33 protein-coding genes are annotated in these 24,781 nt (G+C 65.8%); 22 read left to right on the top strand and 11 right to left on the bottom strand.

The features are described 5' to 3' along the window. Positions 1 to 9: 9 nt before the first annotated feature. From PP1Y_RS23540 to PP1Y_RS23560, 5 genes are read right to left on the bottom strand one after another with little or no spacing between them, the layout of a single operon-like run. Complete coding sequence (locus PP1Y_RS23540) at positions 10 to 1,146, bottom strand: GNAT family N-acetyltransferase (RefSeq protein ID WP_013834410.1); 1,137 nt, start codon at positions 1,144 to 1,146, stop codon at positions 10 to 12. Next, positions 1,143 to 1,940, bottom strand: a complete 798-nt coding sequence (locus PP1Y_RS23545) for a glycerophosphodiester phosphodiesterase family protein (RefSeq protein WP_013834411.1) — start codon at positions 1,938 to 1,940, stop codon at positions 1,143 to 1,145. The genes PP1Y_RS23540 and PP1Y_RS23545 overlap by 4 nt, the downstream gene beginning before the upstream one ends. Next, positions 1,912 to 2,376 carry a RidA family protein gene (locus PP1Y_RS23550; RefSeq protein ID WP_013834412.1) on the bottom strand — a complete coding sequence of 155 codons (465 nt, stop codon included), beginning with the start codon at positions 2,374 to 2,376 and terminating at the stop codon, positions 1,912 to 1,914. Before PP1Y_RS23550 ends, PP1Y_RS23545 begins: the two co-directional genes overlap by 29 nt. Continuing rightward, positions 2,373 to 3,047 (bottom strand): hypothetical protein, encoded by a 675-nt coding sequence (locus PP1Y_RS23555; RefSeq protein ID WP_013834413.1) that lies wholly within the window; start codon positions 3,045 to 3,047, stop codon positions 2,373 to 2,375. Before PP1Y_RS23555 ends, PP1Y_RS23550 begins: the two co-directional genes overlap by 4 nt. Beyond that, the gene (locus PP1Y_RS23560) at positions 3,044 to 3,343 is read right to left on the bottom strand and encodes a DUF3572 domain-containing protein (RefSeq protein WP_232512550.1); all 300 of its coding nucleotides are present in this window, start codon (positions 3,341 to 3,343) and stop codon (positions 3,044 to 3,046) included. Before PP1Y_RS23560 ends, PP1Y_RS23555 begins: the two co-directional genes overlap by 4 nt. Before the next feature lie 41 nt (positions 3,344 to 3,384). Here PP1Y_RS23560 and PP1Y_RS23565 point away from each other — a divergent pair, with 41 nt between their 5' ends. The 3 genes from PP1Y_RS23565 (at position 3,385) to PP1Y_RS23575 (ending at position 5,359) form a co-directional block, all read left to right on the top strand. Beyond that, positions 3,385 to 3,747, top strand: coding sequence for a response regulator (locus PP1Y_RS23565; protein ID WP_007012869.1), 363 nt, complete (start codon positions 3,385 to 3,387; stop codon positions 3,745 to 3,747). A gap of 113 nt (positions 3,748 to 3,860) precedes the next feature. After that, positions 3,861 to 4,100 carry an acyl carrier protein gene (locus PP1Y_RS23570; RefSeq protein WP_007012868.1) on the top strand — a complete coding sequence of 80 codons (240 nt, stop codon included), beginning with the start codon at positions 3,861 to 3,863 and terminating at the stop codon, positions 4,098 to 4,100. 23 nt (positions 4,101 to 4,123) lie between these two features. After that, on the top strand, positions 4,124 to 5,359 hold the full coding sequence (locus PP1Y_RS23575; RefSeq protein WP_041559143.1) for an aminotransferase class I/II-fold pyridoxal phosphate-dependent enzyme: 1,236 nt from the start codon (positions 4,124 to 4,126) through the stop codon (positions 5,357 to 5,359). 60 nt (positions 5,360 to 5,419) lie between these two features. Here PP1Y_RS23575 and PP1Y_RS23580 read toward each other — a convergent pair whose 3' ends face one another. The 3 genes from PP1Y_RS23580 to PP1Y_RS23590 all read right to left on the bottom strand — a co-directional run bounded on the left by PP1Y_RS23580 (position 5,420) and on the right by PP1Y_RS23590 (position 7,118). Continuing rightward, positions 5,420 to 5,977: an NADPH-dependent FMN reductase gene (locus PP1Y_RS23580; RefSeq protein WP_013834415.1), complete on the bottom strand. Its 558-nt coding sequence runs from the start codon at positions 5,975 to 5,977 to the stop codon at positions 5,420 to 5,422. Between the two features lie 78 nt (positions 5,978 to 6,055). Then, on the bottom strand, positions 6,056 to 6,331 hold the full coding sequence (locus PP1Y_RS23585; RefSeq protein WP_013834416.1) for an usg protein: 276 nt from the start codon (positions 6,329 to 6,331) through the stop codon (positions 6,056 to 6,058). Positions 6,332 to 6,479: 148 nt separating this feature from the next. After that, the gene (locus PP1Y_RS23590) at positions 6,480 to 7,118 is read right to left on the bottom strand and encodes a YqaA family protein (protein WP_013834417.1); all 639 of its coding nucleotides are present in this window, start codon (positions 7,116 to 7,118) and stop codon (positions 6,480 to 6,482) included. Positions 7,119 to 7,304: 186 nt separating this feature from the next. Here PP1Y_RS23590 and PP1Y_RS23595 point away from each other — a divergent pair, with 186 nt between their 5' ends. The 19 genes from PP1Y_RS23595 (at position 7,305) to PP1Y_RS23685 (ending at position 22,468) form a co-directional block, all read left to right on the top strand. After that, positions 7,305 to 7,805: a hypothetical protein gene (locus PP1Y_RS23595; protein ID WP_041559144.1), complete on the top strand. Its 501-nt coding sequence runs from the start codon at positions 7,305 to 7,307 to the stop codon at positions 7,803 to 7,805. Continuing rightward, entirely contained in the window at positions 7,792 to 9,117 is a 1,326-nt protein-coding gene (locus PP1Y_RS23600) for a DNA-packaging protein (protein ID WP_013834418.1), read from the top strand. The genes PP1Y_RS23595 and PP1Y_RS23600 overlap by 14 nt, the downstream gene beginning before the upstream one ends. A 24-nt stretch (positions 9,118 to 9,141) precedes the next feature. Then, positions 9,142 to 10,302, top strand: coding sequence for a phage portal protein (locus PP1Y_RS23605; protein ID WP_013834419.1), 1,161 nt, complete (start codon positions 9,142 to 9,144; stop codon positions 10,300 to 10,302). Beyond that, complete coding sequence (locus PP1Y_RS23610; RefSeq protein WP_013834420.1) at positions 10,302 to 10,610, top strand: DUF6127 family protein; 309 nt, start codon at positions 10,302 to 10,304, stop codon at positions 10,608 to 10,610. Before PP1Y_RS23605 ends, PP1Y_RS23610 begins: the two co-directional genes overlap by 1 nt. Then, positions 10,607 to 11,005, top strand: coding sequence for an HK97 family phage prohead protease (locus PP1Y_RS23615; RefSeq protein ID WP_013834421.1), 399 nt, complete (start codon positions 10,607 to 10,609; stop codon positions 11,003 to 11,005). Before PP1Y_RS23610 ends, PP1Y_RS23615 begins: the two co-directional genes overlap by 4 nt. Positions 11,006 to 11,062: 57 nt before the next feature. Beyond that, positions 11,063 to 12,199 carry a phage major capsid protein gene (locus PP1Y_RS23620; protein ID WP_013834422.1) on the top strand — a complete coding sequence of 379 codons (1,137 nt, stop codon included), beginning with the start codon at positions 11,063 to 11,065 and terminating at the stop codon, positions 12,197 to 12,199. Between the two features lie 60 nt (positions 12,200 to 12,259). Beyond that, positions 12,260 to 12,808, top strand: coding sequence for a phage head-tail connector protein (locus tag PP1Y_RS23625; RefSeq protein ID WP_013834423.1), 549 nt, complete (start codon positions 12,260 to 12,262; stop codon positions 12,806 to 12,808). After that, positions 12,805 to 12,987, top strand: a complete 183-nt coding sequence (locus tag PP1Y_RS23630; RefSeq protein WP_041559145.1) for a hypothetical protein — start codon at positions 12,805 to 12,807, stop codon at positions 12,985 to 12,987. The genes PP1Y_RS23625 and PP1Y_RS23630 overlap by 4 nt, the downstream gene beginning before the upstream one ends. Before the next feature lie 3 nt (positions 12,988 to 12,990). Further along, positions 12,991 to 13,380: a DUF3168 domain-containing protein gene (locus PP1Y_RS23635; protein WP_013834424.1), complete on the top strand. Its 390-nt coding sequence runs from the start codon at positions 12,991 to 12,993 to the stop codon at positions 13,378 to 13,380. 35 nt (positions 13,381 to 13,415) lie between these two features. Beyond that, on the top strand, positions 13,416 to 13,823 hold the full coding sequence (locus tag PP1Y_RS23640) for a phage major tail protein, TP901-1 family (RefSeq protein ID WP_013834425.1): 408 nt from the start codon (positions 13,416 to 13,418) through the stop codon (positions 13,821 to 13,823). Continuing rightward, on the top strand, positions 13,820 to 14,152 hold the full coding sequence (locus tag PP1Y_RS23645; protein WP_013834426.1) for a gene transfer agent family protein: 333 nt from the start codon (positions 13,820 to 13,822) through the stop codon (positions 14,150 to 14,152). Before PP1Y_RS23640 ends, PP1Y_RS23645 begins: the two co-directional genes overlap by 4 nt. Continuing rightward, positions 14,149 to 14,343: a phage tail assembly chaperone gene (locus tag PP1Y_RS23650; protein WP_041559146.1), complete on the top strand. Its 195-nt coding sequence runs from the start codon at positions 14,149 to 14,151 to the stop codon at positions 14,341 to 14,343. The genes PP1Y_RS23645 and PP1Y_RS23650 overlap by 4 nt, the downstream gene beginning before the upstream one ends. Then, positions 14,336 to 14,911, top strand: coding sequence for a hypothetical protein (locus tag PP1Y_RS23655; RefSeq protein WP_013834427.1), 576 nt, complete (start codon positions 14,336 to 14,338; stop codon positions 14,909 to 14,911). The genes PP1Y_RS23650 and PP1Y_RS23655 overlap by 8 nt, the downstream gene beginning before the upstream one ends. A 66-nt stretch (positions 14,912 to 14,977) precedes the next feature. Next, positions 14,978 to 17,308 (top strand): DUF2460 domain-containing protein, encoded by a 2,331-nt coding sequence (locus PP1Y_RS23660; protein WP_013834428.1) that lies wholly within the window; start codon positions 14,978 to 14,980, stop codon positions 17,306 to 17,308. Continuing rightward, the gene (locus PP1Y_RS23665) at positions 17,305 to 18,129 is read left to right on the top strand and encodes a DUF2163 domain-containing protein (protein ID WP_013834429.1); all 825 of its coding nucleotides are present in this window, start codon (positions 17,305 to 17,307) and stop codon (positions 18,127 to 18,129) included. Before PP1Y_RS23660 ends, PP1Y_RS23665 begins: the two co-directional genes overlap by 4 nt. Continuing rightward, positions 18,126 to 18,533 (top strand): hypothetical protein, encoded by a 408-nt coding sequence (locus PP1Y_RS25560; RefSeq protein WP_083835241.1) that lies wholly within the window; start codon positions 18,126 to 18,128, stop codon positions 18,531 to 18,533. The genes PP1Y_RS23665 and PP1Y_RS25560 overlap by 4 nt, the downstream gene beginning before the upstream one ends. A gap of 9 nt (positions 18,534 to 18,542) precedes the next feature. Then, the gene (locus tag PP1Y_RS23675) at positions 18,543 to 20,738 is read left to right on the top strand and encodes a phage tail protein (protein WP_013834430.1); all 2,196 of its coding nucleotides are present in this window, start codon (positions 18,543 to 18,545) and stop codon (positions 20,736 to 20,738) included. A gap of 23 nt (positions 20,739 to 20,761) precedes the next feature. Further along, positions 20,762 to 21,220 (top strand): DUF2793 domain-containing protein, encoded by a 459-nt coding sequence (locus tag PP1Y_RS23680; RefSeq protein ID WP_013834431.1) that lies wholly within the window; start codon positions 20,762 to 20,764, stop codon positions 21,218 to 21,220. A 192-nt stretch (positions 21,221 to 21,412) separates the two neighbouring features. Beyond that, on the top strand, positions 21,413 to 22,468 hold the full coding sequence (locus PP1Y_RS23685; protein WP_013834432.1) for an OmpA family protein: 1,056 nt from the start codon (positions 21,413 to 21,415) through the stop codon (positions 22,466 to 22,468). 162 nt (positions 22,469 to 22,630) lie between these two features. On the opposite strand, the gene queC is transcribed toward PP1Y_RS23685, so the two are convergent. From queC to PP1Y_RS23700, 3 genes are all read right to left on the bottom strand, one after another. Beyond that, positions 22,631 to 23,326 carry a 7-cyano-7-deazaguanine synthase QueC gene (gene queC / locus PP1Y_RS23690; protein ID WP_013834433.1) on the bottom strand — a complete coding sequence of 232 codons (696 nt, stop codon included), beginning with the start codon at positions 23,324 to 23,326 and terminating at the stop codon, positions 22,631 to 22,633. Between the two features lie 38 nt (positions 23,327 to 23,364). Further along, positions 23,365 to 23,766: a hypothetical protein gene (locus PP1Y_RS23695; RefSeq protein ID WP_013834434.1), complete on the bottom strand. Its 402-nt coding sequence runs from the start codon at positions 23,764 to 23,766 to the stop codon at positions 23,365 to 23,367. 115 nt (positions 23,767 to 23,881) lie between these two features. Continuing rightward, a complete protein-coding gene (locus tag PP1Y_RS23700) occupies positions 23,882 to 24,772 on the bottom strand; it encodes an Hsp33 family molecular chaperone HslO (protein WP_013834435.1) in 891 nt (296 codons plus the stop codon). Positions 24,773 to 24,781 lie beyond the last annotated feature (9 nt).

Consider the following 24,781-nt stretch of genomic DNA (forward strand, 5'->3'; position numbering starts at 1 on the left):
GGCCCCGGTTCAGGCCTTGCGGAAGGGCACTCTCTCGCCCAGCCACAGCTGGTCCTGGGCGATGCCGGCGCGTTCCCGCTCAAGGTACTCGGCAATCGCCTCGCGCAGGCCGTCGTGGACGATGTAGTGCGCCGAAACCGTGCGCACCGGCTCATAGCCACGCGCCAGCTTGTGCCCGCCCTGGGCCCCGGCCTCGACGCGAGAGAGGCCCAGCGCGATCGCGGCGTCGATCGCCTGATAGTAGCACAGCTCGAAGTGCAGGAACGGCTTGTCGATCCGCGCGCCCCAGTAGCGACCGTAGAGCGCCTCCTCGCCGATGAAGTTCAGCGCACCGGCCACCGGCTCGCCGTCGATGAAGGCCAGCACCAGCAGAATGCGGTCCGCCATCGTCTCGCCCATGAGGGTGAAGGCCGATCGCGTCAGGTAGGGCCGCCCCCACTTGCGGGCTCCGGTGTCCTGATAGAACTCCCAGAACGCGTCCCAGTGCTCCTCGCGGATATTCTCGCCGCGCAGGGTGCGTATCTCGACGCCCTCCTGCGCCTTTGCGCGCTCCTTGCGGATATCCTTGCGCTTGCGCGACGACAGCGCGGCCAGGAATTCCTCGAAGTTCGCATACTCGCGGTTTTCCCAGTGGAACTGGATATCCTCGCGCAGGAGCCAACCGGCCTTCTCGAAGTGCGGGACCTGCGCAGGCTCGATGAAAGTGGCGTGAGCGGAGGAAAAACCGTTGTCCCGGCACAGCGTTTCCGCCGCGCGCAGCAGTGGCAATGTCAGTTCGGGATGCGGCGTCAGCAGGCGCGGGCCGGTTGCCGGGGTGAAGGGCACGGCGATCTGCAGCTTGGGATAGTACTCGCCCCCGGCCCGGTGCCAGGCATCGGCCCAGGCATGGTCGAAGACATATTCGCCCTGGCTGTGCTGCTTGAGATAGGACGGCAAGGCTGCGGCAAGGCTTCCGTTCGGCCCTTCGATAGTGATCGGGACCGGTTGCCAGCCGCTGCGCCCGCCGACACTGCCCGATTCCTCGAGCGCGCTGAGAAAGGCGTGGGAAACGAAAGGGTTGCCGCCCCCGGCAAGGGCATCCCACTCACCAGCGGGAAGCGCCCCGATGGCGGAATGGATTTTCGCCGTGAATTCGCCTTCGCTCACGCTGCCGCGCCCGCTCCTTTCTCTGCCACCACGACGCCTTCGAAGATCGGGGCATCGGCGTGGACCGCCGCACGATCGCGATGTTCGGCCGAACGCACCGTCCAGGTGGCGACCGGAATGCCCCGCCGCCGCTGGCTCGCAGCGAACCTGCTGGGCAGATCGCGGATGTCGTAGGCCAGAAAATCGGGTCTGGCGTGCCAGAGTGCAAGACGCCTGCGGATCCTCCCCGGAAGGGCGCGATCTTCCCCCTCGGTCACGACAAGGCCGCGCACGGTGTGCGGCGAGTGCCTGCGAAACCAGCCCGCGACGCGCGGATCGAAGCTCATCACTCCGTGCGCGCCGGTATAGCCTTCCAGCACGCGGCGCACGGCCAGGCAGGTCGCGGCCACGCGCTGCTCGCGGCTCGACTTTACCTCGATCAGAATCGGCACCTGTCCGTCGACGAGCTTGAGGACCTGCCGCAGGGTCGGGATCGTTTGCGCCGTTCCCGACAGCTGCATGGCGCCGAGCTGGGCCGCGCTGCGCCGGGCCACCGGCCCGCTCTCCTGCGTCAGTCTATCGAGGTCGAAGTCATGAAAGACGACCGGTTGGCCGTCCCCCGAACGCTGCACGTCGCACTCGATCCCGTAACCGCCGGCAATCGCACGTTCTATGGCGGCGCAGGAATTCTCGGGCACGCCCGGTGCATGAAGCCCGCGATGGGCGTAGTTATGCGCGCCGACCCACGCGACCTTGCGCGGATCGGGGGCCGGCGCGATCCAGCGATCAAGCAGGGCGAAGAGCAATGATGGCATCCACTTCGACGGCGGCGCCGAGCGGAAGCACCGGCACGCCGACTGCGCTTCGCGCATGCTGCCCGGCTTCGCCGAAGACGGCAGCCATCAGCTCCGAGGCGCCATTGGCGACCTTGGGCTGATCGGTGAAGTCGCCGGTGGAATTGACGAAGGCCCCGAGCTTCACCACGCGCTCGACCCGGTCGAGCGACCCGATCGCTGCCTTGAGCTGGGCGAGGATCATCACCCCGCAGGCCTGCGCTGCCTCGATGCCCTGCTCGAGCGAGACATCCTCGCCGAGGCGTCCGGTCACCAGCTTGCCCTCGACGAAAGGCAACTGGCCCGAGACATAGGCCACGTCGCCGGAAACGACGACGGGGACATAGGCGGCAACGGGCGCGGCCGGTTGGGGCAGGACGAGGCCAAGCTGTTCAAGGCGGGCGTCGATTTCACTCATTTGTCTTCACTGTCCTTCGAAGTTTCGGCGGCCTGGGGAGCAGCCTTCGTGGGATTGACGAGGCGGTCGAGCAACCAGGGCAGTGCGCTGTCCCAATCGTCGATGCGGACATGCGCGTCCCCGGCCTTGTGGGCGCAGGGAATATGCGGGGCGATGCTCGGCTCCGCGCACAAGTGCAGCCGGCCGATGTCTGGGGCGACGTCGCGAACCGAGCCATGATGCACGGCCAGATCGTCGATAAATACCGCCTGGCTCGGCGCATACTCATCGAGAATTGCCTTCAGCGCAGGCCCCTTCGGTCCTTGGTTGGTATAGACGCGCAGGTCGATGCCGTGGTCGGCAAGTTGCCGGGTGCGCGCTTCCTTGCGGAAATCCATGAGATTGGTGAGAACGACGACGTCAGCATGTTCGGAGATCGTCCCGATCGCCGCAATCGCGCCCTCAACCGGGGTCTGCCGGTGCATCTGGCCGTCGAAGAACTTGTTGAGCAGACGCCAGGCGTCCTGTTCAGCAAGCGGCTCGTCGCTGTCGGCACGGCGCATCGACCGGTAGAAGTCGCTACGGGCGAGATCGAAGGTCACGCCTTCATCCTCGGCCAGCCAGTCTCGAAAGTGCGTGACCATGTAGAGCAGTACTTCATCGCAGTCGGTAATGAGCAGGGGCTTTTTCATCGTGCCAGCCTTTCACGCGCCGCGACCAGCGTTCCCGGAGCAATGCCCAGTGCCTCGGAAGCGGCAACAAGGTCGGCCTCGTGCGCGCACAGGAACTCGATGACCGCCGCCAGCGTCGCCGGTTCGCCCAGCGAAGCGCGTAGCGAATCGGGCGTCAGTCCGGTCAGGGCAAGGAAACGGGTCGCTCGATCGTCGTCGCCCAGCACCCAGCCCAGGGCATTCAAGGCCAGGGCCTGCGGATCGTCGTTGGCTGGGGATGGCTTGTCTCTGAGAATTGTCAGCCTCGCTTGCGTCACATAGAGCGGTAGGGAACCCCTAGATGGTGTCCAGGCGTCGAATGGCAAAGCGAATCCTCGTTGTCGAGGACAACGACCTCAATCGGAAGCTCTTTTGCGACGTGCTCAAGAGCCAGGGCTTCGCCGTGGAGCCGGTTGCCGACGGCCTCGATGCGCTCGACCGCGCGCGCGATTTCGTGCCCAACCTCGTCATCATGGACATCCAGTTGCCCAATGTATCAGGCCTGGACCTGATCGAGGCCGCCAAGAAGGACCCTATCCTGCGCACGATCCCGGTCCTGGCGGTCACCGCCTATGCAGGAAAGGGCGACGAGGAGCGGATTCGCGAGGCAGGCGCAGAAGGCTATCTGGCCAAGCCGGTCTCGATCGGCCCCTTCATGCAGGCCGTGAAGGCTCTGATCTAGAGCGTTTATGATCCGGCCGCCTACGAGTAAGCTTGACTTTGCCGTGCAGCGCCGCTTTTGCGCCGCATTTCCCGGCCAGAGAGCCGCCGGACCCTATCGGAGTTGAAAAGACCATGGACCGCGAAGAAACCTCGGCCCGGATCGCCGCACTGATCGAACCCTTCAACAAGAAGGGCATTGAGATCACCGACTCGACCCGCTTTACCGACGACCTTGAGTTCGACAGCCTCACCGTCATGGATTTCGTCGCGGCGATCGAAGACGAATTCGACATCATCATCTCGATGAACCAGCAGGCCGAGATCGAGAATTACGGCCAGCTCGTCGACGCCGTGGTCAAGCTCCAGGGCTGACGGAACTCCCAAGGAAACGGCCCATGACCGACATGCTCAGCGACAATGTAACCGAAACCCACGCAGACCTTTTCAGCAAGTTCGACCCGCTGATCCAGATGCGCGAGAACCTGCTCGCCTCCGGCGTCACGGATCCCTTCGGCCTCGTGATGGAGCGGGTGCTTTCACCGACCGTGGCAATGTGCAACGGCCGCGAGACGATCCTGCTCGGCACCTACAACTACATGGGCATGACCTTCGATCCCGACGTGATCGAGGCGGGCAAGCAGGCGCTCGACGATTTCGGCTCGGGCACCACGGGCAGCCGCGTGCTCAACGGCACCTACGCCGGGCACAAGGCCGTCGAAGAAGCGCTTTGCGAATTCTACGGCATGGATCACGCCATGGTCTTCTCGACCGGGTATCAGGCCAACCTCGGCATTATCTCGACCATCGCGGGCAAGGGCGACTACATCGTCCTCGATATCGACAGCCACGCCTCGATCTGGGACGGCTGCAAGATGGGCGACGCCGAAGTCGTGCCCTTCAAGCACAATGACATCGAGGCGATGGAAAAGCGCCTGCGCCGCATTCCCGAAGGCGCCGGCAAGCTCGTCATTCTCGAAGGCGTCTACTCCATGCTGGGCGACATCGCCCCGCTCAAGGAAATGATCGCCGTCGCCAAGAAGTACGGCGCAATGGTGCTGGTCGACGAGGCGCATTCAATGGGCTTCATCGGCCCCAACGGCCGCGGCGTCGCCGAAGACCAGGACTGTCTCGAAGATGTCGATTTCGTGATCGGCACCTTCTCCAAGTCGGTCGGCACGGTCGGCGGGTTCTGCGTCTCGAACCATCCCAAGTTCGAGATTATGCGCCTCGTGTGCCGCCCCTACGTGTTCACCGCAAGCCTTCCGCCGAGCGTGGTCGCCACCGCCTGCACCTCGATCCGCAAGCTGATGAATGCCAGCGACAAGCGGGCGCACCTCTGGGAAAACTCGCGCACGCTGCACAAGGGCCTGCGCGAAGCCGGGTTCGAACTGGGCACGAACGAGCCGCAAAGCGCGATCATCTCGGTTATCATGCCCGACCTCGAGCGCGGCGCGGCGATGTGGGAAGCGCTGCTGCACGAGGGCCTTTACGTGAACCTCGCAAGGCCGCCGGCAACCCCCGCCAACATGACCCTGCTGCGCTGCTCGCTATGCGCCGAACATTCGGCCGAGCAGGTCGAGCAGATCATCGGCATGTTCACGCGCGCCGGCAAGACAGTGGGCATCATCTGACACGACGCGATCGGCAGGCGTCAGCGTGCGCCTGTCGATCCTTGCACCTCGCCCGTGCGCTCAACCCTTGCCGGAATGCAGGGCGACGTAGCCAAGAAACGCCGTCATCCATTTCCCCGCAAAGCCGACCGTGCCTTCAGCGAACTGGCCCTGCGCGGTCAGCAGGTCGTCGCTCCATTGCAGATAGGCTTCCGGCAAGCCCAGGGTGGGCATGTCGAGGACGGCCAGAACGTTGCGCAAGTGCTGCTGCGCGGCTGCGGTGCCCAGCTTCCCCGGCGAAGTGCCGATCACGCCCGCCGGCTTGCCTTTCCAGCAGCTATGCCCCGGGGGACGCGATCCATGATCGATCGCGTTCTTGAGAACGCCGGGGATGGAACGGTTATATTCCGGCGTCGCGAAGATCACCCCGTCGGACTCGGTTACAAGCGCCTTCAGGTCCCTGACGGCCTGCGGCTGATCGTCGTCCTGATCCTGATTGTAGAGCGGCAGCGCACCGATATCGGCAAAGGTGAAGCTATGGCCTTGCGCTTCGGGCAGGGCCACCATCGCCTTGGCCAGCCTGCGATTGAACGATTCGTCGCGCAAACTGCCGACGATGACGGCTATCTTGAGGGGCATGGCGTTCTCCTGTTACCGGTTACGGCAAGAACCCGCGTCGGCCCCTGCCGTTCCCGCTACGCCTTGTGCCTCAAGTCGTCAGTGGATGGAAATGATCCCGTCCACGGCCTGCCATTCCTGTGGACCGATCAGGTGCTTGTGCGCGATCCGGACCGAATGCAGCGGTCCTTCGATCTCCCGGCTCCAGTAGTCGAGAAATCCGCGAAGTACCGGGAAGCGCGGCGCCACATCGTATTGCTGAAATGCGAAGAGCTGAAGCAGCTTCGGATGGTCCGGCAGGAAATAGTGGATCTCTATGGTCGAAAGCCCGTAGCCTTCGAGCTGCTTCATGAAATCCTGACTTGCTCCATCCATCCGAACAGCCATAGCCCTCCTTCCGGCACTGCCCACATATTGCAGTGCAGCAAGTAGAGAATGCCACAAGTCATATTCCAGTCAAGTATCTCCGCAACCGCGATGAATCCCTGAGCCGACGTTTACGATTCCGCCTGTTTATGCGGGATCATGCCGTTTGCGTCACCGCAACTGCTTCGCACTTCTCGTTGGTCTGCTCCGCGCCGCCGCCGAGGAAGGCAATGGCAAGGAAACCGGCTACCACGAGCACAGCGAAAGCGGCGGTGACCTTGCCCAGATGCTTGTCGATCACCGCCTTGATCGGCGCGCCGAAGAGTCGGAACAGCACGCCTACGATCATGAAACTGATCGAACGGGAAACGATCGACGCCCCTACGAACACCGCGAGGTTCATGCCGATGAAGCCTGCGGTGATCGTCAGCAGCTTGAAAGGGATCGGCGTCGCCCCCTTCACGACGATGATTTCCGCCCCGTATTCGCGCAAGTAGCAGGCCGCCTTGGGGAAACTTTCCGACAGGCCCAGCGCGCGCAGCAGCGTTTCGCCGAAGGCTTCGTAGGCAAAATGGCCGATCGCGTAGCCGAGCAGGCCGCCGGCTACCGAAGCAAGGGTGGCGATGATCGCAAAGCGAATCGCCTTCTTCGGTTCGGCCAGGCACATCAGGCCCAGCAAGGGATGCGGCGGCACCGGGAAGAAGCTGGCCTCCACGAAGGCGAAGGCAGCCAGCCACCATTCGGCATGCCGATGCGCGGCCTTGGCCATGGTCCAATCGTAAAGGCGACGCAGCATCGAATTCTCCGGAGGATTCAGTAGGCGCGTGCTTAGAGGCAGGCGGGTTTCCCGACAAGTAATAACCTATTTGGTTATTTATGCTTGACATCGTCACGCTCTTTCGGTACACAGCAGGAACATCGCGATAAACCGGGTCGCCCAAGGGCCTCGGTTCGCGAGCATTCCTCTCATCATGGATCGATCATGACGGACACACTTTCGTCCGGCCGCATCGCGTGTCCCGTTCCGGCGGAACCCGCGTCGTCGGCCGAGCATGACTGGCGCGCGCGCTTCCTTTCCGAACTGGCGGCAAGCTCGAACGTCGCCGCCTCTGCCCGCAAGGCCGGTATTGCCCCGGCGCTGGCCTACGAAGCCCGGCGCCAGGACCCCGAATTCTGTCGCGCTTGGCACGAGGCGCTTTGCGAGGGTTACGACCACCTCGAGATGAACCTGCTGCATCGGCTGCGCGAAGGGGAAGTGAAGCCCGCGGCCGGTTCCCGGCGCGGCGCGCGCCTCTTCGACAACGCCACTGCCCTGCGCCTGCTCACACTCCACCGCGAAGCGGTCTCCAGGCAGCGAGCACAGCGCGAAAGCCGCGATGCCGGGGCCATCCTCGATGCCATCGACGCCAAGCTGGACCGGATGCGCGCCCGCAGCAGTGCTGCCATCTCGGATGAGGACAGGGTTGCCGATGAGACGCAGTGAACGCCTGGCCTGGCTGCTTTCGCTGCCGCTGCGCGAGAGACGCAGGCGGGTGCGCGAACTCAGCGAGGCCGAACAGGCCGAATTCCTCACCCATTGGCGGCTCTGGGCACGCCCCGGGCAGCTTCCCCCTGCGGGCGACTGGCGGACATGGCTGGTCATGGCCGGCCGCGGTTTCGGCAAGACCCGCGCAGGTGCCGAATGGGTTCGTTCGATTGCAGAGTCAGATCCCGCGGCGCGCATTGCGCTGGTGGGGGCGACCCTGCCCGAAGTACGCGCGGTCATGGTCGAGGGCGAAAGCGGATTGCTCGCAATCTCTCCGCCGTGCCGCGCGCCGGGTTTCGAGCCGTCGTTGCGCCGGCTGATCTGGCCCAGCGGCGCGCAGGCCCTGCTCTATTCGGCCGGCGAACCGGAATCGCTGCGCGGTCCGCAGCACAGCCATGCCTGGTGCGACGAGATCGCCAAATGGGATAACGCCGGTGGCAAGGCAGGACGTACCTGGGACAATCTGCTGTTCGGCCTGCGCCTTGGCGACAGGGCACAGGCCATGGCGACGACGACGCCGCGCGCCGTCCCGCTGGTCCAGCGCCTGCTTGCCGAACCCGGCGACGAACTCGCCATCACCCGCGGCAGGACCGAGGACAACCGCGACAACCTGCCGCCCAGCTACTTGCGCGACATGCGGCGCACCTTCGGCAAGTCCCTGCTCGGACGCCAGGAGCTCGACGGCGAACTGCTCGACGATATCGAAGGCGCGCTCTGGACCCGCGTCCTGATCGAAGCGACCCGGACAAGCGCGCCCGCCGAACCGGTTCGCGTCGTCATCGGCGTGGACCCGCCTGCGTCGGCAGGCGGCGACGCCTGCGGGATCGTCGTGGCAGCCCGCTGCGGGGAAGGCCGCGGGCATGTTCTCGCCGATGCCTCGGTCGAAAAGGCGAGCCCGGAACGCTGGGCCCGCGCCGTGGCGGGCGCTGCGGCTGCATGGCAGGCCGACCGCGTCGTCGCCGAAGCCAACCAGGGCGGAGCGATGGTCGCCAGCGTCCTGCGCGCCGCCGACGTCTCGCTGCCGATCCGGCTGGTCCACGCCAGCCGCGGCAAGGTCGCCCGGGCCGAGCCGGTCGCCGCGCTCTACGAGGCAGGAAAGGTCCGCCACGCCGGACAGTTTCCCGCGCTTGAGGACGAGCTTTGCGGGTTGATCGCGGGCGGTGCCTACCAGGGCCCGGGCCGCTCGCCCGACCGCGCCGACGCCCTTGTCTGGGCCCTTACCGAACTGCTGCTCGACCGCCCCGCCGCGCCGCGCGTGCGCGTCACCTGAGCCAACCAGCGAAAGGCAATTCCCATGTCCTTCATCGATACGCTCGCCGCCGCCTTCAAGGGCGAGAGTGCCCGCGCGCCTCTGGCGCGAAGGCCAGCCTCGCCATGGTTCTTCGCCGATGGCGGCGGCGGGCGGATACCCTTCGAATACAACCGTGCCGTGCGCCAGGCCTATCTCGACAATCCGGTGGCCCAGCGCGCGGTCCGGCTGGTAGCGGAAGGGATCGCCGGCGCGCCCCTGCAGTCCGGCGATCCGGGGCTCATGGCCCTCGTCGCAGCGACAAGCGCCGGGCAATCCCTGCTAGAAACCATCGCCTCGCACCTGCTGCTGCATGGCAACGCCTATGTGCAGGTCATCAAGGATGGGCGCGGCCGCCCTGCCGAGCTATTCGCCCTGCGGCCCGAAAGGATGACGATCGTGGCCGGGGACGACGGCTGGCCGAGCGCATTCACGTACGCCGTCGCCGGGCGCCAGTTGACCATTCCCCTGCTCGACGAGGACGCATCGCCCAACCTCATCCACATCCGCCACTTCCATCCGGCGGACGACCACTACGGCGCCGGGTGCCTGACCGCCGCGAATGAGGCGATAGCCACCCACAACGCCGCCTCGCACTGGAACCGGCAATTGCTGGAGAACGCCGCCCGGCCCTCAGGCGCGCTCGTCTATGAAGCGGGTGACGGCAACGCGTTGACAGGCGACCAGTTCGAGCGTCTCCGCAGCGAACTGTCCTCAGCCTTTGCCGGATCGGGCAACGCAGGCCGCCCGATGCTGCTCGAAGGCGGGCTCAAGTGGCAGGCCATGGCGCTGAGCCCCGCCGACATGGACTTCGCCACGCTCAAGGCTGCTGCAGCGCGTGACATCGCGCTGGCCTTCGGAGTGCCGCCGATGCTGCTCGGCCTGCCGGGAGATTCGACTTACGCCAACTACCGGGAGGCCAACCGCGCGCTCTGGCGCCTGACCCTGCTGCCGCTTGCCGCCAAGCTGCTGGCGGCAATCGGCGAAGGCCTGGCCCCGTGGTTCCCCGATGCCACGCTCGCCGTCGATCTCGACCGGATTCCGGCGCTTGCCGAAGACCGTGAGCGGCTCTGGGCGCAAGTCGGCGCTGCCGAATTCCTCGCCGCTTCGGAAAAGCGCGCCCTGCTCGGCCTGCCCGAACGCCCTGATCATGCGGAGGACAAGTGATGACCAAGAGCGACATGCTGACCGGCCTCGTCTCGCAGGCGGCGGACAAGGGCAACGACATCGTCACCTTGCGCGCCATCGTCGAGGAAGCGAGCGAGCTGGGCGCGAGCCGGATGCTCGAACGGATCGGCCTCGACGATGCCACCGCCCACGAGGACGTAAGCGAGTTGCGAGAACTGCTGCAGGCCTGGCGCGACGCCAAGGCCAGCGCCCAGACGGCGGCCATCGGCTGGATCGTGCGCGGACTGCTGGCCCTGCTGCTCCTTGGCATTGCAGTCCGCCTCGGCGCGACGGAGTTGCTGCGATGAACGGCCCGCGCTTTGCCGGCTACGCCGCCCTGTTCGACCGCCCTGACGCCGGCCGCGACACGATCCGAAGCGGCGCCTTCGCCCGCACCCTTGCCGAGCGGCGCGATCCGGTGCCGCTGTTCTGGCAGCACCGTCCGGACTTGCGCATCGGCTGGGTCGAATCTCTGGCCGAAGATGCGCGGGGCCTGCGCGTGATCGCTGCCTTGGACAATACGCAGGGCGGGGCAGCCCTCTCCCTGCGGCGCGGGGCCGTCTCGGGACTCTCGTTCGGCTACCGCGCCCGGGCCAGCCGCTCCGGCCGCAAAGGGCGCGAACTGCTCGACATCGACCTGTTCGAAGTCAGCCTCGTCACCCGCCCCATGCAGCACGGCGCGCGCGTTCACCTCGTCTGCTGAACCGTGCCCTTTTCCGGGCTGCACCCACTTTCCCCACCGACCGAAAGGCAATTGCTGATGGAAACCCCCGTGCCCACCGAAAACCTCGAAGCCTCGTTCGATCTCGTCGCCCGGCAGGATGCGACGGAGGCCGCCGTGGCCGAGATCCGCACCGACGTCGCGGACGTAAAGTCCCGCCTCGAGCGCGTCAGCCGCGCCGCCGCACGCCCGGTGATCGCCGGCAGCGCCCCCGCCAGCCCTGAAGTGAAGGGCTTCGTCGAGGGCTACCTGCGCCACGGCCGGGAGACCGAGCTCAAGTCGATCTCCGGCGCCGTCGCAGCCGATGGCGGCTATGCCGTGCCACAGGAAATCGACGCGCTGATCGCCTCGCGCCTCACCGCGATCAGCCCGATCCGCGCAATCGCCCAGGTCGTGCAGACCGGCAGCGCGGGCTACCGCAAGCTGGTAACGACCGGCGGCACTGCCTCCGGCTGGGTCAGCGAGACCGCCGCGCGCCCGCAGACCGACACGCCCAGCTTCGCCGAAATCGCCCCGCCGACCGGGGAACTCTATGCCAATCCGGCAGCAAGCCAGACGATGCTCGACGACGCGGTCTTCGACCTCCAGTCCTGGCTGGCCGACGAGATCGCCACCGAGTTCGCCCGGGCCGAGGGCGCGGCTTTCGTCGGCGGTGACGGGGTCAACCAGCCGATGGGCTTTCTCTCCGCCCCAACCAGCACCGCCGCCGATGCCGCGCGCACTTTCGGGACGCTGCAGCACCTCGTCTCGGGCGATGCCGGGGGCTTCGATACTGCGCCCGATCTCAAGCTGATCGACCTTGTCCATGCACTCAAGGCCGGGCACCGGCAGGGGGCGAGCTGGGTGATGAACTCGGCGACGCTGGCCGAAGTGCGCAAGCTCAAGACCAGCGACGGCGCCTTCGTCTGGCAGCCGGGCCTCGTCGAAGGCCAGCCCGATCGCCTGCTGGGCTATCCGGTCATCGAGGCGGAGGACATGCCCGACATCGCTGCAGGGCAGTGCCCGATCGCCTTCGGCAACTTCCGCGCCGGCTACCTGATCGCCGAACGCAGCGCGACCGCCATCCTGCGCGATCCCTACACCAACAAGCCCTTCGTCCACTTCTACGCCACCAAGCGCATCGGCGGACAGGTGCTCGACAGCGACGCGATCAAGCTCCTCAAGATCGCGGCCTGATCGAACGGTCGTCCCGGCCTGCGCCGGGACGACACACTTCCCCTATCGATGGAGACACCGATGAACCGGGTCATCCTTTCGCCGGCCACGCTGCCGAGTTCGGCGCTCGCCGAAATCAAGCAATGGCTCGGCATTACCACCACGCAGGACGATGGGGCACTGCAGGCCCTGCTGGAAACCGCGCTCGACCTGTTCGAGTCCTTCACCGGGCAAAGGCCGCTCGAGTCCGAATGCGAGGAAATACTGGACGCCGCTTCGGGGTGGCTCACTCTCGCCACGCGCCCGGTACACGCGATCACCGCGCTTTATGCCGTAAGGTCCGATGGCACCCGTGCGCAGCTTGCGGCAGACCGTTACGACATCGATCTCGATGCCGACGGGACGGGGCGCGTCCGCCTGCTGACGAACGTGCCGGACAGGCGCATTGCGGTGCGCTTTACCGCCGGCCTCGCGGCGGAATGGGACGATCTGCCCCCGCCCCTGCGGCACGGCGTGATCCGCCTCGCCGCGCACCAGCACCGGGAGCGGGAAACGGAGGGGGCGGCCCCGCTGCCGCCCGCCTCCGTCGCCGCGCTCTGGCGACCATGGCGAAGTCTGCGCCTGGCATGACCGGCCGCTTCATTGCAGCCGAAGCGGGCGCGGCTCTAGACGCGCTCGTCTCGCGGCTGACCGCAGCAGCATCGAGGCTCGGCAAGGCCCGCGCCCGCTCCCGCGATCTTTCCCGCCGCAGCGACGAGACCCGCTGGCGCCGCGCCGAACTGGTCTGGCCCCTGTTCCCGAAAGGATAACCCATGGAAGTGCCCTTGCGCGCTGCCCTGCTCGACTGGCTGGCCGCCGATGCCGCTTTGGCAGAACAGCTGAACGCCATCGTCGAGGAAGCTCCCCTGCGCACCAGCCTGCCCTGGCTCGCGATTGCCGCCAGCGCCAGCATCGACTGGAGCACCAAGACTGCTTCGGGCCGCGAGGTACGCGTGGCGCTGGAACTGCATTGCCGCGGCGACCGGCCCGATGCCGCGGCCACGCTCGTCACCGCCATCGAGGCGCGGATCGAGGCCATGCCGCGCGAACAGTCAGGGTTCTCGATCGTCTCGGCCCGGTTCCTGCGCGCCCGCGCCGAGCAGCGCACCGAGAGCAGGCGAGCGATCCTGCTCGAATACAGGTTCCGCCTGCTCTCGCAGTAATCCCCCAGCCCCTCCCCTTTTCAAGGAGTACGCAGATGTCCGCACAGAAAGGCAGCGCCTTCCTTCTCAAGATCTCCGACGGAGGCGATCCGGCCGCGTTCCAGACCGTGGCCGGCCTTCGCACCACGCAGATGTCCGTCACCGGCGAACCCGTGGTCGTCACCAGCAAGGACAGCGGTGGCTGGCGCGAACTGCTTTCCGGCGCGGGCGTCCGTGCCGTGTCGGTCAGCGCCGCAGGAATCTTCCTTGGCAGCGCCGCCGAAGCGCAGATCCGCGCCAACGCCATGAACGGCACGCTCGACAGCTACGAACTGAGCTTCGAGGACGGTGAGAAACTGCGCGGCAGCTTCCTCGTCCAGCGGCTCGACTATGCCGGCGATTTCAACGGCGAGCGCAATTACACGCTCCAGCTCGAAAGCTCGGGCGAGGTTTCGGCGGCATGAGGCAGGCTCAGGCAGACCGCGCGCCGCCAAATCCGCTAAGGGGTGAAGCGGCTTTGGATATCGACGGCAGCGCGCATGTATTGCGCCCGACCTTCAGCGCCCTGGTCGCCGCCGAGGAAGAACTGGGCCCGCTCTTCGCGCTCGTCGAACGGGCGGGAGCCGGAGAGCTGCGTCTGTCCGAACTGGCGGCGCTGTTCTGGCACTGCCTGGCCGACCGGCAGTCGCTATCCCGGGAGGCTATCGGCGAGGCCATCGCCCGTTGCGGCCTGGCCGCGTGTGCCGGACCGCTGCGCGCACTGCTCTCCCAGATCCTCAAGGGCAGCGGATGAGCCCTGCGTTCGGCGAGCATGCGCTGGTCCTGTTCGCAGTGGCCGCGCGCCACCTGGGCTGGCGACCGGACGAATTCTGGTCCGCCACGCCCTGCGAACTGGCCGCCGCCCTGCCTGCGCCCATCCACCCTGCCGCGGCCGGCATCGACCGCGCGGCGCTGCAAAGGCTGATGGAAAACGATCATGGATGACGAAATCGAAAGCCTGCTGGTCGACGTGCGGGCCAGCACAGAAGGCTTTAGCCGCGACATCGCGGCGATGCGCACCAGTGTCGAAACCGACCTGGTTTCCGGCTTCACGAAAGCAGGCGATGCACTGGAACGCAGCCTTTCCGGGGCCATTCGCAGCGGCAGCATGGGCTTCGACGATCTCAAGCGCGTGGCCAGCGAAGCGCTGGGCGCCATAGCTGCGCAGGCGGCGCAAGGCCTGACCTCGGCACTTGGGATCGGTGCTGGCGCTTCGGGCGGACCAGTCGACTTCGGGAGCATTCTCGGCTCGGCGCTCGGGCTGCCCGGCCGGGCTACCGGCGGCAATGTTTCGCCCGGGCGGGGCTACCTCGTCGGCGAGCGGGGCCCGGAACTTTTCGTGCCGACTTCAGCGGGACGCGTCGAACCCGGATCGGCCGGCCAACTGGCGGGGCGCGACGTACGCGTGTCCATCAACCTCGTCGCCCCGCGCGGATCGAGCGCCCCCCAATCGCTGCAGCGCTCCAGCCGGCAGGTCGCCAGCGCGGTGCGGCGCGCGCTTTCCCGAAGCTGACTGCCTTCCTCCCCGGAAATTCGCCGGGGCAGCAAGCAGATATTTCACCCAATCCGGAGAACCCCGATGGCATTCTGGCTCGCATCGCAGCGCCAAGGACAGGCAAGCGACTGGATCCAGCGCTTCGACGCGCGCTTCTGGACCGTCAACTTCCCCCGCCCGATGGTCGCCACCGTGATCTCGACCGCCGCCGACGCGCTGCGCGTCGATGCGTCGTTCCTGCGCAAGGCGGATCTCGGCGGCCTGATTTGGGCCAGCGAGGACACGCTCGACCACCCACTCCTCGCCTATCGCACCGACCGCAACTACGCGCATACCTCGCTCCGTTTCCGCTGGCGTTCGGGCGGTGTGTTGCCGCTCGATGCCGTCTACGGCCCGACGCTGACGATCGAGGGCCGCGACGAGAGCGGGGCAGCGCGCACCTGGTACGTCCGCCTGTGGAACTATGCCGAAGGCAACGGCGAGGACGCGCAGATCGACCTGCGCTTTTCCGACCTAGAAAGCGGGTTTTCCCTGCCGGGCGAACGCATCTGGCCGGGCGACATCGACCGCATGTTCATCTCCTTCGCGCCGCGCGGTTACGACGGCAGCGCCGATCCCCTGCCCGCCGAAGCCGAAGGCTGGATCGAGATCAGCGAAATCGCGGTCGGCGGTTCGCGCGCGATGCTGGAAATCGGTGACGTCATGATGCCGCCGCATGGCCTTGCCCTGGCCACCGGGTTCGACGACCAGGGCGTCCAGACTCCGGCACGCCTCCTGCGCAATGTGCGGCAACTGGGCTATCGTGGCTCGGTCGTGCTCTACCTCGGGATGAGCCACTATTTCCGCCTCGCCGCCAAAGACGGAAGCTACCTGACCGGCAGCAGCGCAGATCCGCTCAACACCCCGACCCGCAACTGGCACCGCACATTCTTTGCCGAGTGCCTGCGCCTGGGTTTCAGCCCGATGGCTTCGCTTTCCTACGAACTGCTCGACCAGCATTGCCCCGAAGGCTGGAAACAGCGCGACCATCTCGGCCAGCCGGCGCTGACCGGCTGGGCGCCGCCATCGACCGTGCTCTCGCCTGCCAACGACGCGGCGATGGCCTGGCTCCAGTCGGTCGCGGCCGAGTTCGCCCTGCTCATGGCCGAAGCGGGCGCGCCGGTGCGCTTCCAGGTGGGCGAGCCGTGGTGGTGGACTTTTGCCGATGGCCGCATCTGCCTCTACGACGAAGCCGCCGTCGCGGCTCTTGGCGGGGCACCGCCCGCGATCTCCGACATGCGCGCCGCATTGGACGATGCACAGAAGGCCCTGCTCGACGCAGCAGGCGCGCTGCTTGCGCAATCGACGGCGGACGTGATCGCTGCCGTGCGCGGCGCGGTTGCGCCCGAGCCGGTGGAAGCGCTTGCCCTCGTCTTCACGCCCACCCTGCTCGATCCCGAGATGCCCGAATTGAAGCGCGCCAACCTGCCTCTCGGCTGGGCGGCCCCGGCATTCGACCGACTTCAGGTGGAAGATTACGACTGGCTGACCGCGGGCGCCGATGCGCCGCGCCGCCGGGCCTATGAAGAAGTCAACGCCCGCCTCGGCTATCCGCCCGAAGAGCAGGACTATCTGGCCGGCTTCGTCCTTTACCAGACTCAGGCCGATCAGTGGCGCCTGATCGATGCCGGGATCGACGAAGCCACATTGCGGGCGCCGCACGAAATCGTCGTCTGGGCCCTGCCGCAGATCGCGCGCGACGGCTTCGTCCGCCTCCCTTCCATCGCCAGCCAAGGAAGCGCCATGCAAGCCTTCGACGACGTACCCTATCCGCTGCGTCTCGGGCACGACGCCAGTGTTTCGCCCGAGTTCTCGACTGCCGTTTCCGTCACCGCGTCCGGGTTCGAGCGGCGCAACAGCCTGTGGTCGGATGCCCGCCTGCGTTTCGATGTCGGGCCGGGCATTCGCTCCGAGCAGGAGCTGGGCCAGCTCATCGCCTTCTTCCGCGCCCGGCGCGGTCCGGCACGCGGCTTTCGCCTGCGCGATCCAAGCGATTACAGCTCCAACGCCATGACCGGGACGCCGACTGCGCTCGACCAGTCCATCGGTATCGGCGACGGCGCGCGAACCGCTTTCGCGCTGGTCAAGCGCTACGGCGAGGGCGAAGAGGCACAAGTCCGCAGGATCACGCGACCCGATTTCGCGACCATCCTGATCAGCGTCGATGGCACGGTGCAGGCCGGGAACTGGTCGTTGGTCGGCGGCGGGACGATCCTCTTCGACGATCCCCCGGCGGCGGGGAGCGTGGTTCGGGCAGGCTTTCTCTTCGACGTGCCGGTCCGCTTTGCCGAGGACCGCCTCGACATTTCGGGAGCAGCCTTCGCGGCCGGGGAAGCGCCCAGCGTTCCCGTGATCGAAATCCGGGAGGCGGCATGACCCGGACCTGGTTTGCACAGGATCTCGAAACGGTTGCGACCTTCTGGCGGATCCTGCGCCGCGACGGCGTGACCTTTGGCTTCACCACCCATGACCGCGACTTGTGGTTCGACGGCGTGCTGCACGGCGCATCGCCGGGAATGGTCCCCTCCTCGATCCGCAAGCGCGCCGACCTCGATCCGGACAGCGTAGAAGTTCAAGGCATGCTCAGCGACGATGCGATCAGCGGAGCCGACCTTGCCTCCGGGCGCTTCGACGGTTCGCGTGTGCTTATCGGCCTGATCGATTGGGAGACCCTGGAAAGGATGACGCTCTATTCCGGAACGCTGGGTGAAGTAACGCAGGAGGGCGAAGACTTCTCCGCGTCGCTTGCCTCGCGCAAGGCGGAACTGCAGCGCGATCCGATCCCCCGCGCCAGCCCGACATGCCGTGCGGCGTTTTGCGGACCGGGATGCAACCTCAATCCGCAAAGGTTCACCCGGGAAGTCAAGCTTCTCACCATCGACGCGCGGGCGAACGCGGCCACTTTCGAGACGGACGTCGATGCCGCGCTCTATGTTGGCGGCGAACTGCGCTGGGTCGACGGCCCCCGGGCCGGGATCGCGATGACGATCATGTCGGCAGACCCGGCGGGCGGCCTCGTGCTCGATGCGCCACTGGACGAAGCGACCCCGCCCGGCAGCGCAGCGGTGCTGCGGGAAGGCTGCGACCGCACGCTGGAAACATGCGCGGCCCGCTTCGGCAATGCCGTCAACTTCCGCGGCGAGCCGTTCCTGCCCGGCAACGACATGCTCACGCGCTATCCCTCCCCTATACAATGACCGGCGATGAACTGGCGCGTGCCGCTCAGGAACTGGTCGGCACGCGCTGGAAACTGCATGGGCGCGATCCTCGCCACGGCCTGGATTGCGTCGGCGTCCTCGCAGTCGCTGCGGCATCTTGCGGTCAACGGGGCCCGCTTCCCAACGGCTACTCCCTGCGAGCGCGCAGGATACCCGGCCTTGACGGCATCGCACGGCAGCTCTCGCTCCGACCGGCAGGCGGGTCCTGCCTGCCCGGTGACGTCCTGCTGCTGAGGCCCGGCCCCTGCCAGCATCATCTGGCCATAGCCATCGGCCCGGACCGCTTCGTCCACGCCCACGGAGGTCTGCGCAAGGTCGTCTGCGGCGCCTTGCCCGAAGGCTGGGCGACACTCGGGCATTGGCGCCCAAATTCTTGCGACTGAGGACATGATATGGCGACGCTAATATTCAGCACTGTCGGCACGGCATTTGGCGGCCCGATCGGCGGAATGATCGGCAGCCTCGTCGGCCAGGGCGTCGACACCGCGATCTTCGGCTCCGATCGGCGCGAAGGACCGAGACTGCAGGAATTGCAGGTCACGGCCTCGACATACGGTCAGCCGCTCCCGCGCCATTTCGGCGCCATGCGGGTGGCCGGTTCGATCATCTGGGCCACCGACCTCATCGAACACAGCGAGACGCAGGGCGGCGGCAAGGGCGCCCCCGCCGTCACGACATACAGCTACACCGCCAATCTGGCCGTGGCCCTCGCCAGTCGCCCGATCCTGGGCATCGGCCGCATCTGGGCGGATGGCAAGCTGCTTCGCGGCGCCGAGGGCGATCTGAAAGTCGGCGGCACCATGCGGCTGTATACCGGTGAGGGCGACCAGCCGCCTGATCCGCTCATCGCCTCCAGCGAAGGCGCTGCGCTTTGCCCGGCCTATCGCGGACTCGCTTACGTGGTGTTCGAAGACCTCGATCTCTCCGAATATTACAATCGTCTTCCCGCCATGACCTTCGAGGTCCTTGCCGACGAGAGTTTCGATCTTCAGGACGTGGTCGGTGAACTGGTCGATGCCATCGACGCGCAGGTCCCGCTCGACGGTATCGGCGGCTACACCGCTGACGGTCCGGTAGCGCAAAGCATCGAAACGTTCGATCTCGTGATCCCGCTGAGCGTCTCGGGAAACGGCGAAGCCCTTGCGATCAGTCATGAGAGCCGCGGGGAAAGCCCGGTGCCGTTGCCGGCCGCCGCGATCTCTGTCGAGGATGGCGATTTCGGAGGGCCTCTGGGCTTTACCCGCCATCGGCTGCCGGCATCGCAGCATCCGGTGCGATGCCTGCGCTATTTCGATGCGGCGCGGGACTACCTGCCCGGAATACAGTACGCGTCCGGCTCGCCTCCGCCGGGGCAACCGCGCTGCATCGAACTTCCGGCAGCACTGGATGCGGAGAAGGCGCGAGCCCTGATCGAGAGAGCCTCGCGCCGGATCGACTGGACACGTGAACGCATGGCCTGGCGCTCCTGTGAACTCGATCCTGCCATCGTGCCGGGATCGACCGTTTCGGTACCCGGCGTGGCGGGGGCATGGCGCGTGGCCGAATGGGAATGGCGTGCAAGCGGCGTTGAACTCTCGCTGGAGCGCCTGCCACCGCCAGGTGCGATCGGCACTCCCGGCCTGAAGGCCGACAGTGGCCGCGCGAACCTGCCCGCGGACCTCCCGACGGCATCGACGGAATTGGTCGCTTTCGAACTCCCGCTGGGCACGGCGAACGGCAATGCGGACACCCCCCATGCCTTTGTGGCCGTGTCGGCGGGTTCGTCGAACTGGAGCGGGGCTGCGCTTTATGCCGACAGGGGCGATGGCGAGATGCTGCCGCTCGGCCCCAGTGGACGGACGCGCAGCACCATCGGGGCAGCGGCCACGAGACTGGAACCCGGACACCCCCTGCTGTTCGATCGGGAGCGCAGCGTAGAAGTCACTCTCGTCGATCCGGCAATGTCCCTCGGTCCCGCCTCGCTCCGGCAGATGGCACAGGGTGCGAATCTGGCCCTGCTCGGCGAGGAAATCGTCCAATTCGCCAAGGCCCTGCCGCTTGGAGAGGGCCGATGGGAATTGAGCGGATTCCTGCGAGGGCGGGGCGGAACCGAAAGGGCCATGGCCGATCATGCGATCGGCGAAAGATTCGTCCTGCTCGATTCCCGACTTGTCGCGCTCGACGCCTCGACGCTCGGCACAAGCGATGGTCGGCAGGTTCTCGCCATCGGCCGCGGCGACAGCGAACCGGCCACCGCCTCGATTCTGCTCGCCGGCATCACGCTGCGGCCTCTTGCACCGGTTCATCCGCGCCACGCGATCCGAAGCGATGGGAGCCTGCATCTCGCGTGGACACGCCGCGCGCGCGGCGCATGGCCCTGGCAGGACGGCGTCGATGTCCCGCTAGTCGAGGAAGCCGAGCGTTATCTCGTCACCCTCGGCCCCCTCGATGCTCCAGCCGCGAGCTGGCACACCCAGACGCCAGAACTCGCGATCGCGCCCAACGTGCTGGCGCAGCTGTCCGCCGCCTACCCGGCGCAACCGCTCCACGTACGCCAGCAAGGCACGCATGCCCTGTCCGCGCCGCTGCTTCTGCGCCCTGTTTCCTGATCCGTGATGCAAAGGACCTCCAAATGAGCGATCCCGTTATATTCGAAAGCAACAGCCCGCGTTTGGCCCTGCCCCTGCTGTATTCCGGACAGGCCGGGAAAGAGATCCTCGTCAACGAGGCCTTTGCGCGGATCGATGCTGCCGTGCACTGCACAATTCTAGGGGAAAACCCGGAGCCGCCCGAAAATCCTGCCGAAGGAGACAGCTGGCTGGTCAGCGCCGATTCCCAAGGCGAATGGGCAGGCCACGAACACGAGATCGCCGCGAGGCAGGGAGGTAACTGGATCTTTCTCCAACCGCACGACGGCATGCGGATCTTTGATCGGTCCAGCGGGCAGGAACGGCTCTTTTTTGCTTTTTGGAGAAAAGGTTCCATTCTTGAGGAACCAGTTGGAGGCTCGACCGTTGATGAGGAGGCTCGGGCCTCGATCAATGAGATAATCGCGGTCCTGCAAGCCTTGGGTATCTCTCCCTCGGCGTAACCGGAAACGATGAACAGGGGTTCAGCAGGTGATTTTCAACGCTCAGTACAGCGTCGTCGCACAGCGCCAACCCCCCGAAAACGCGACATTTCTGCAACAGTCGCCGTCATTGTGCGCTTGCACCCGGTTTGTTGAAGGGTTAGACACTCCACCCACTCGGTGGCTCCAAATCTCTATCAGTAGGGGAAACGTATGAGGAAACTCGTCATTGGACTGGCGCTGGCTTCTACAGCTATCGCCACGCCCGCGTTCGCGCGCGACGACAGCTGGTATCTGGAACTCGACTTCGGCGGCATGATCGTCGAAGACGCTGACTTCGATATTGATGGCGTCAACAACGCTGCAACTCTTGACACGCACACCGGTTATGACGGCGGTGCAGCAATCGGTTACGATTTCGGTGGCTTCCGCCTCGAAACCGAAGCCAGCTATCGTCGTGCAGAAAACGACACAGTGAGCGACATTGACCTGGGTACGTTCAGCGACCGCGGTCACAGCTCGATGCTCTCGTTCATGGTCAATGGCCTGCTCGACTTCGGCCCCGATGACGGCATCCAGGGCTTCGTCGGCGGTGGCGTCGGCGTCGGTCGCGTCGACTATCGCTTCGAAGGCGTCGGCAGCGACTCCGACACCGGCTTCGCCTGGCAGGCACTCGCAGGTGTTCGCGCTCCGATCACCAAGCATTGGGACGCAGGCCTCAAGTACCGCTTCATGAACGTCGACAACGTCGATGTGGTTCTGGGCGGTAGCGATGCCAGCACCCGCTGGCGCTCGCACTCGCTGATGGCGACCCTGGGCTACAACTTCGGTGGCGAAGAAGCGGCTCCGCCGCCCCGCCCGCCGCCGCCGCCGCCCCCGCCGCCTCCGCCGCCCCCGCCGCCCCCGCCGCCGGTGGTCTGCAACAAGGGCCCGTACATCGTGTTCTTCGACTGGGACAAGTCGGACATCACGCCGGAAGCCGCGACCATTCTCGACAGCGCTGTCAGTGCCTATGGCAACTGCGACAACGTGCCGATCATGCTCGCCGGTTACACCGACCGTTCGGGTACCGTGAAGTACAACATGGGCCTCTCCGAGCGTCGTAACGCTTCGGTCCGTTCGTACCTCACCAGCCACGGCATCCCCGACGGTGCGATCTCGAGCGAAGCGTTCGGTGAAGCCAACCCGCGCGTTCCCACCGCAGACGGTGTGCGCGAGCTGCAGAACCGCCGCGTCGAGATCACTTACGGTCCGGGCTCGGGCATGTAAGCGAACCGGCAACGGTGACAAGATCGGGGGGACGGAGCAATCCGTCCCCCTTTTCTTTTGCCCCAAACAGGCCACCGCTTTGCCTACCGGTCACGCACACATGAAACGGGCGTGACCTGGCGATCACGCCCGTTGGTTCATTACCGCTGACTGTTGACGGCTTTACGCCGCGTAGTCGGTATTATCCACCAGGCCCGCCTGCTCGAAGCCCGCTTTGCGCAGGCGGCAGCTATCGCACAGGCCACATGCCCGGCCATCGGGCTGCGGATCGTAGCAGGACCAGCTCATCCCGGCATCGAGGCCAAGCCGATGTGCCTCGCTCGCGATTTCCGCCTTGCTCATGTACTGCAACGGCGCATGGATGGTGAAAGCGTTGCCCTGCGCACCCACCTTGGTCGCGAGGGTAGCGATATTTTCGAAGGCCGCTATGAATTCCGGCCGGCAGTCGGGATATCCCGAATAATCGAGCGCATTCACGCCAATGTAGATGTCCTTGGCGCCGACCGTCTCGGCCCAGGCCAGCGTCAGCGACAGGAAGACGAGATTGCGCGCGGGAACATATGTCACCGGGATATCCGGGCCGACGCCGTCCTTGGGTACATCAATATCGTCGGTCAACGCCGACCCGCCGAATCGGCGCAAATCCAACGGCAAGACGACATGGCGCTCCGCACGAAGTTCCTCCGCAATCCTGCGCGCCGCATCAATCTCGCGGCGATGCCGCTGGTTGTAGTCAATGGTCAGCGCATTGACGGCGAAACCGGCCTCCTTGGCCAGACCGGCCGAGACCATGGAATCGAGCCCACCGGAAAGCAGGACAACGGCTTGCCGGGGCTGGTTGGAAGAATGATCCTGCATGGCGCCCCGCTAGGCCTGCATTACCGCGTTGACAACCTTCAGCTGCGGCAATTGCCAATACGCCGCGCCTCGGCCGCGTAGACGAAGGGCCTGCCGTTCACGATACCCTGGGTGTCGATCTGGACGAGGCTGTCGGTCTCACGCCGGATATGCGTACGACCGTAGCCTTGCCCACGACAGGTATACTGAACCGTCACCTCATTGGGCGTGTCCTCGACGACCACGGAACTGCAATTCAGCCCCGGATGGCGCAATTGGATCAATTTGCGACCACTATCGAGGCAAATGTTGCTTTGCCCGGCACCGTCCCTCTGGCGCAGCTCCCAGTCGCCGCTCTCGAGATGATCGAGCATCGACAGGGAGTTTCGCTCCCCGTAAGCCGGCAGGGCCACGGCAAGCGAGGCACCACCAAACAGCATTGCCAACGCAAGTTTGCTCATCTTTCCAGTCGTCATCCTTGAGGCATGACTACAAGAGTCTTCGCCAATTCAGTCATTCCGTGCCAATATCGGCAATCCGGACATGAAAAACAAGGACCCGGCAGCCAAGCCGCCGTTAAACCGGGATTTGCAATACTTTCGAACAGAAGGCGCAGTCGACCGGAATCGTCCCGTCGTCATCGCGCATCTCCGCCAGTTCTTTTTCCTCGAAGCGGGAAAGAATCGACAGGTAATGTTCGACCGTACAACGGCAACCGCGTCGAAGATGGCCGAGTTGCTCGACGCGAACTTCGCTTTCCTCATGGAACAGGCGCCAGACGAGCTGCTCGAGATTGAGGACTGGATCGACCAGCTCCTCAGGCTTGGTGCTGCCTGCCATAATCGAAACATGGGCCCAGTCGGGATGATCTTCCTGGGCATGGAGCCGTGCCTTGCCCTCTTCCCCTTCGGGAAGGTGCTGGACCAGCAGGCCACCGGCCACGCAGCGCGGATCATTCGACCGAACGGCCACGCGGATCAGCGTCGGCACCTGCTCGGACTGCGCGAAATACGATTCACAGGCCTGTGCAAGGGATTCCCCCTCAAGCGGAACCACGCCCTGGTACCGCTCCTTGGTGACGGCCAGATCGAACGTAATGGCGAAATAGCCCTTGCCGAAGAGCGCTTCCAGCGACGTCTCATCTTCACCGAGCTGCGCCAGCAGATCGTCGTCATGACGAACATAGCCGCGAATTTCACCGTCTCGGTAATCGCAGACAAGCAGGTCGATCGGGCCGCCGTCTGCCTGTGCCTGGACCGTCAGCTGCGACCCGTTCTCCTTGAGGAGCGAGCCCATGAGTGCTGTCAGGACCAGCGCCTCGGCTAGCAGGTGCTTGACCTTCTTGGGATAGTCGTGAGCTGAAAGGACCGTCTCGAGTGCAGGACCAAGACGCACGAGGCGCCCGCGGGCGTGCCGATCGGGAACCGTAAAAGCGAGGACCCGGTCGAAACCAGTTTCCTCGTTCACGATCAGATA

Source organism: Novosphingobium sp. PP1Y, from assembly GCF_000253255.1.
GTDB lineage: Bacteria > Pseudomonadota > Alphaproteobacteria > Sphingomonadales > Sphingomonadaceae > Novosphingobium.

Coding starts and splice junctions, on each gene's coding strand:
- PP1Y_RS23685 (WP_013834432.1), top strand. CDS start 21,413: ATGAGGAAACTCGTCATTGGACTGGCGCTGGCTTCTACAGCTATCGCC.
- PP1Y_RS23630 (WP_041559145.1), top strand. CDS start 12,805: ATGACCGGCCGCTTCATTGCAGCCGAAGCGGGCGCGGCTCTAGACGCG.
- PP1Y_RS23665 (WP_013834429.1), top strand. CDS start 17,305: ATGACCCGGACCTGGTTTGCACAGGATCTCGAAACGGTTGCGACCTTC.
- PP1Y_RS23575 (WP_041559143.1), top strand. CDS start 4,124: ATGACCGACATGCTCAGCGACAATGTAACCGAAACCCACGCAGACCTT.
- PP1Y_RS23585 (WP_013834416.1), bottom strand. CDS start 6,331: ATGGATGGAGCAAGTCAGGATTTCATGAAGCAGCTCGAAGGCTACGGG.
- PP1Y_RS23695 (WP_013834434.1), bottom strand. CDS start 23,766: ATGAGCAAACTTGCGTTGGCAATGCTGTTTGGTGGTGCCTCGCTTGCC.
- PP1Y_RS23650 (WP_041559146.1), top strand. CDS start 14,149: ATGAGCCCTGCGTTCGGCGAGCATGCGCTGGTCCTGTTCGCAGTGGCC.
- PP1Y_RS23590 (WP_013834417.1), bottom strand. CDS start 7,118: ATGCTGCGTCGCCTTTACGATTGGACCATGGCCAAGGCCGCGCATCGG.
- PP1Y_RS23570 (WP_007012868.1), top strand. CDS start 3,861: ATGGACCGCGAAGAAACCTCGGCCCGGATCGCCGCACTGATCGAACCC.
- PP1Y_RS23635 (WP_013834424.1), top strand. CDS start 12,991: ATGGAAGTGCCCTTGCGCGCTGCCCTGCTCGACTGGCTGGCCGCCGAT.
- PP1Y_RS23675 (WP_013834430.1), top strand. CDS start 18,543: ATGGCGACGCTAATATTCAGCACTGTCGGCACGGCATTTGGCGGCCCG.
- PP1Y_RS23545 (WP_013834411.1), bottom strand. CDS start 1,940: ATGCCATCATTGCTCTTCGCCCTGCTTGATCGCTGGATCGCGCCGGCC.
- PP1Y_RS23640 (WP_013834425.1), top strand. CDS start 13,416: ATGTCCGCACAGAAAGGCAGCGCCTTCCTTCTCAAGATCTCCGACGGA.
- PP1Y_RS23615 (WP_013834421.1), top strand. CDS start 10,607: ATGAACGGCCCGCGCTTTGCCGGCTACGCCGCCCTGTTCGACCGCCCT.
- PP1Y_RS23610 (WP_013834420.1), top strand. CDS start 10,302: ATGACCAAGAGCGACATGCTGACCGGCCTCGTCTCGCAGGCGGCGGAC.
- PP1Y_RS23660 (WP_013834428.1), top strand. CDS start 14,978: ATGGCATTCTGGCTCGCATCGCAGCGCCAAGGACAGGCAAGCGACTGG.
- PP1Y_RS23595 (WP_041559144.1), top strand. CDS start 7,305: ATGACGGACACACTTTCGTCCGGCCGCATCGCGTGTCCCGTTCCGGCG.
- PP1Y_RS23580 (WP_013834415.1), bottom strand. CDS start 5,977: ATGCCCCTCAAGATAGCCGTCATCGTCGGCAGTTTGCGCGACGAATCG.
- PP1Y_RS23550 (WP_013834412.1), bottom strand. CDS start 2,376: ATGAGTGAAATCGACGCCCGCCTTGAACAGCTTGGCCTCGTCCTGCCC.
- PP1Y_RS23600 (WP_013834418.1), top strand. CDS start 7,792: ATGAGACGCAGTGAACGCCTGGCCTGGCTGCTTTCGCTGCCGCTGCGC.
- PP1Y_RS23655 (WP_013834427.1), top strand. CDS start 14,336: ATGGATGACGAAATCGAAAGCCTGCTGGTCGACGTGCGGGCCAGCACA.
- PP1Y_RS23620 (WP_013834422.1), top strand. CDS start 11,063: ATGGAAACCCCCGTGCCCACCGAAAACCTCGAAGCCTCGTTCGATCTC.
- PP1Y_RS23680 (WP_013834431.1), top strand. CDS start 20,762: ATGAGCGATCCCGTTATATTCGAAAGCAACAGCCCGCGTTTGGCCCTG.
- PP1Y_RS23625 (WP_013834423.1), top strand. CDS start 12,260: ATGAACCGGGTCATCCTTTCGCCGGCCACGCTGCCGAGTTCGGCGCTC.
- PP1Y_RS23555 (WP_013834413.1), bottom strand. CDS start 3,047: ATGAAAAAGCCCCTGCTCATTACCGACTGCGATGAAGTACTGCTCTAC.
- PP1Y_RS23605 (WP_013834419.1), top strand. CDS start 9,142: ATGTCCTTCATCGATACGCTCGCCGCCGCCTTCAAGGGCGAGAGTGCC.
- queC (WP_013834433.1), bottom strand. CDS start 23,326: ATGCAGGATCATTCTTCCAACCAGCCCCGGCAAGCCGTTGTCCTGCTT.
- PP1Y_RS23565 (WP_007012869.1), top strand. CDS start 3,385: ATGGCAAAGCGAATCCTCGTTGTCGAGGACAACGACCTCAATCGGAAG.
- PP1Y_RS23645 (WP_013834426.1), top strand. CDS start 13,820: ATGAGGCAGGCTCAGGCAGACCGCGCGCCGCCAAATCCGCTAAGGGGT.
- PP1Y_RS25560 (WP_083835241.1), top strand. CDS start 18,126: ATGACCGGCGATGAACTGGCGCGTGCCGCTCAGGAACTGGTCGGCACG.